The 4,328-nt window shown below is 55.0% G+C and carries 2 protein-coding genes; one reads left to right on the plus strand and one right to left on the minus strand.

Going from position 1 to position 4,328, the window contains the following annotated elements; all coding sequences use genetic code 11:
* Nucleotides 1–190, plus strand: a 190-nt coding sequence (locus tag AAAB16_RS07440; RefSeq protein ID WP_340662772.1) for a putative quinol monooxygenase, incomplete at its 5' end; no start/stop codon positions are given.
* 96 nt (nt 191–286) lie between these two features.
* Here AAAB16_RS07440 and AAAB16_RS07445 read toward each other — a convergent pair.
* A complete protein-coding gene (locus AAAB16_RS07445; protein WP_340662773.1) occupies nt 287–3,901 on the minus strand; it encodes a S6 family peptidase in 3,615 nt (1,204 codons plus the stop codon).
* Nucleotides 3,902–4,328: the final 427 nt, after the last annotated feature.

Here is a 4,328-nt window from a genome sequence, read left to right on the forward strand (position 1 = left end):
TTGCCTTGATTACGCGCTGTTCCAGCTGCAAGAAACCCCCGATGTTTTTTATGTGCGCGAATCCTGGAAAGGCCAGGCGGCGTTGGACGCCCATATCGCCCTGCCGCACTTTCAGGCCTTCGCCAAGCGCATGGACGACCTGCTTGCTGAACCGTTGCAGTTGGTGAGGTTGGACGCAATCGAGCCGTGAATATCGGATGGCCCTGGTGCGCAGCACAGCCCCAAAAAAACTAGCGTTACGTAGGGTGTGTTGCGCGCATTCAAGGGATTTTTAGGTACTTACTACTTAGAACAACCACTTAAGCGCGAGCCCCGCATTGCCTTGGGCGTCGACAAAACTGCCTTGGGCATAACCACCGTAAGCGGTGACTTCCACGGACTGGCCCAAGCCAACGGTGATACCCGCAGACACCTGCGCACTTTCCTCTCGGCCAAACGATTCAAAGCTGCCATTGCCGATGGCGACCTGCGCAGCATCACGGTGGGTATGGCTGTAGCCAAGATCCAGCCAGGGCGTCAGAGGCGTGTCCGCCAGCACAAATGACTTACTGAGTTTCAGGCCAGCCCGGTACTGCTGCGCCATGCGGCTGGTTGGCTCAACCGTACTGCCATCGACCCGGTAGCTAATGCCAGGGGTGTAAATAAGCGCGGCGGTCACCGAGGGTTGCGCGGTAAATCCGCCTACGTCCAGCGAATAGCCCAAGCCCAGCGAACTGATCCAGGCGCGCCGGTCGATATCGGTTTTGCCCAGCACGTCCAACTCGTTGCTGTAGTGGTTGTAGCCCAACGAGCCGGTTACAAATACGCGGCTTGGCAACCACCATTTGCCGTACAGCGAAGCGGTAGCAGCGCTGGCTTTGTTCGAGGCACCTTGATCAAACTTGCCCTCGGCGCTGCTTTGCGCCAACGCAACGCCGAGCAGCAATGAGGAATCACCCAGGGTAACGATCCTGTCACCCCCAACACGCTGAAGCGTGAACTGCTGACTTCGTGGCCGAACGCCCTCGCTGGCGAAACGGTTGGAAGTGGTTTTCGAGTCCAGCCAAAGGCCGCTGTTAGCTGGGGTGAGGCGATCAAGATAGCCCTGCAACTGCGCTTGGTCGTTGATCAAGCTTTCAAAGTGGGTGTCGTTGTCCGAGAGAATGGCGTTGGCCGAACGGCTGGTCCAATGCTGCTGCTCCGTCGGTTGTGCTGCCAACAAGGCGTTGTAGAGGCCCCAGCTTGGGCTGCCTGCCGTTGGGTTTTGCAGCAGATAACGGTAGTTGCCGACATCCATAAAACCATTGCTCAAACGGACGTTAAAACCCGGCTGGTCAGGAATGGCCATAGCCAATAGCGGCAAATACGCCACTGGTTTGACCGTGGTTAGCTGAGGTGTGCTGATATCGGTTATGGCAAGCAGCAAATCTCCGCTTACCTTGCTGTTGGCGGTAATACGATCCGCCGTACCGTCATAGAGATTCGTGCGCAAGGCCACTGTGCCCTCGGCCTTAAGCGCATCGTTAATGGTCAGGCTTTTAAACTGTTGGTCGGCACTGGCGAAGGCCAGTTGCGCACCGGGTTGCAGGGTAAGGCGTCCCACGGTGGAGTTTTGCTGCAGTTGCCACTGCGCCTGCGAGGTCAATTCAACCTGTGAGCTGTTACTGCCGTGAATGCCGCCAGCGAGTTGGGCGCGGCCAATCAGCAGTTGGCTGTCATCGTCCAAGGCCACGTCACCCGCCATAAACGTACTGATATCGCCCCGCTGGGCACTGCCGTAGGTACAGGTCACTTTATCGGCCACCAGGCATTCGGACGTGTACGCACGCAGGTCGCTGGTATCGGCCGTGGTAACAGTGCCCAAGGTAACTAGGCTGCCGGCCGCAGCATGGATTGAACCGACAAGGTTGGCGTGGTTGCCCAACTTAAAGGTCGCGTTTGATCCGACGTTGACGTTCTCGAGCAGATAACGCTTTTGCTGCCAGGCATACAACGAATTGTCCGCGTTCAGGTCAGCGTATCCAGAAAGCAGCAGGGTGCCGCCGCTCACGCTGATATCGCCATTCAGGTTGCTGCCGCCGGACAGCTCCAATAAGCGATCACCCGTTGCCGGCGCAAAGGTAAAACTGAGCCGGCCGTTACTCAGGCTCGCGTCGTCCTCGCCCAACTTGCCTTTGAAGAAGTCGTACTTAACCGCCTGTTTACGCGCAGTACCGTCAGCCGTCAGGGTAACGTCCAGCGCATTCGCGCCAGTAAGCGTAACGGTGCTGGCCGCAGTGAGGTTGTGGTTAACCAGTTGGGCGCCGTTGTCGACGTTATGGATATGGTTAAAGCTGATGGCATTGCCGTTTACATCCAGCCGGCCACCACGAAAGCCGAAGTAAATACTGTCCGGATTAACTTGCTGGCTGTCGGCCAACACCAAGGTTGCGCGGCCGCTGACAATATCCACCGCCTGAAACGCTTGTACCTTGCCAGCTGCGTCAGCCTGCTGGTCGAGCAGCACGGTGCCCTCGCCTACGCTCAGCTCACCTAAGTTGATACCGCTACCGTTGATATGCAAGGTACCGGCGCCCAGTTTATGCAGGCTGTCGTCGGCCAAACCGTTGGTTTGCCACAGCACCTCGTGGCCGCCGTTAACAATCAACCCGCCGCCCACCCACGTCTGCGCGGTCGCCGCTTTAACGGTGTAGTTGTTATTGAAGGTCAACACGCCGGCGCCCATGTCGACATCCTGGTTAAGCACCAGCGTGCCGCCAACGCCATTGAACGTAAGGTCTTTGCCGGCGTTCAAGGCCGAAAGACCCGGCAAGACATAATCGGCATCAGCAACAGTGGTGTCCGCGCCGTGCCATGCCCAAGATTGGGCACCTTGGTCCAGTGTCGCCGCGTTCCATTGAATATCCGCACGGCTATCGGCGTTAGTGACGTCAGGATCGGTATTGCTGGCGATCAGTTGCTGATAAAACTCGTACGTACCTTGATGCCAGAACGTATGGCTGACACTTGAGCCGTACAACTCGCCGACAAACACCCATTTGTTTTCCACCGTGTCCCAACCCAGAAGTGGTGAGCCGCTGTCGCCGCCTTCGGCATAAATGGGCAACGGCAGATGTTTATCGGTGAATAAATTTTTATTAGTGCCGACGCCGAGAAACGTATTTTTCTCATACGTTGTTCCGTCGTTGATAGTGCCGCCGGTTCGCCACTCGTAGGCACCGGCCAGATTGGTTTTAGTGCCATCTGCCGATTGCATATTCTGTGTACCGGCCCCGGCTCGATAAAACACAGGAAAGCGGCTTTTATCTTCAAACGTGCTCCATGGCAGTGCGGTCATGCCAACCGGTATAGCCTCAGTCACCAACTTATTAAGTCGCGGTGTTATAAAATCACCATTATATTCATTACCGTATTCATCGACTTGCATGCGAAAGTTGTGCGCTACCTTTTTATAATTATATTCACGATTATCCAAAACTTCGCCAGCAGCATTACTGTAGCCAAACTGCACGGCACGAAAGCCCTTGTTATGGTTGGCGCTAGCTATATATTGCGGGCTGATAAGTTGGGCAAAGCCCAGGGTGATAAGGCCAGACCAGTCGGGCATTGGCGCCGCATTCAAGGTGCCGAGCAGCACGCCATTTTTAAGGTAGATCGGAATATCGGTAGCACCGGGCTTAAACTGCCCGCGATTTTCGGCAAAATTGCGGTAGATGTTGTAGTCAATATCATCACGCACCGTTCCTGCATGAGCGACCCCGTAAATAACGGACTGTAGGACCAGCGCAAGTGTCGTCTTTTTCAGCGTTATAGTATTTCTCACAAGAAAACCGTCGCATCCCAAATAAGTGGTCGCGCACGGTGAAGTATTACGCTCGCTATATCTATCCGAAATAGAGATGTAACGCGTAGGGGGTTTCACACACCCATAACCGACCCGAGAAAACAGCGCATTAATGCTTATTAAGAAACGCTAAACGGTTTCACACAGCACCTAAACAGACCTAACAATCAGCCAGTCATTGTTGCCTATCCATTTTCCAGCAGCCTGATCAAAATAGACGCCCTTGCAACTCGACAACCCGCTTCACGCCCCCCATTAAAAATCTGTAACGGCTTAAGCGCAAAGTGTCCCGGATCGGCGCGCCGCGCAGAATTACTGGCGTGTAATTTTGCCAATTCAAGTCTGGGATGGCGGCCTGGAAATGCGCTTAGCTACAGCCGAATCAACACACCTAAAATACGCAGCCGACAACACACGCAACTTTGCCCATAATGCTGGCCTATCGCCTATGCCCGCATTCGCCCCAAGTAGTTGTAACGACAGGTAGTAGTAATCATGGCTCAGC

This window comes from Pseudomonas sp. (assembly GCF_037994325.1).
Classification (GTDB): domain Bacteria; phylum Pseudomonadota; class Gammaproteobacteria; order Pseudomonadales; family Pseudomonadaceae; genus Aquipseudomonas.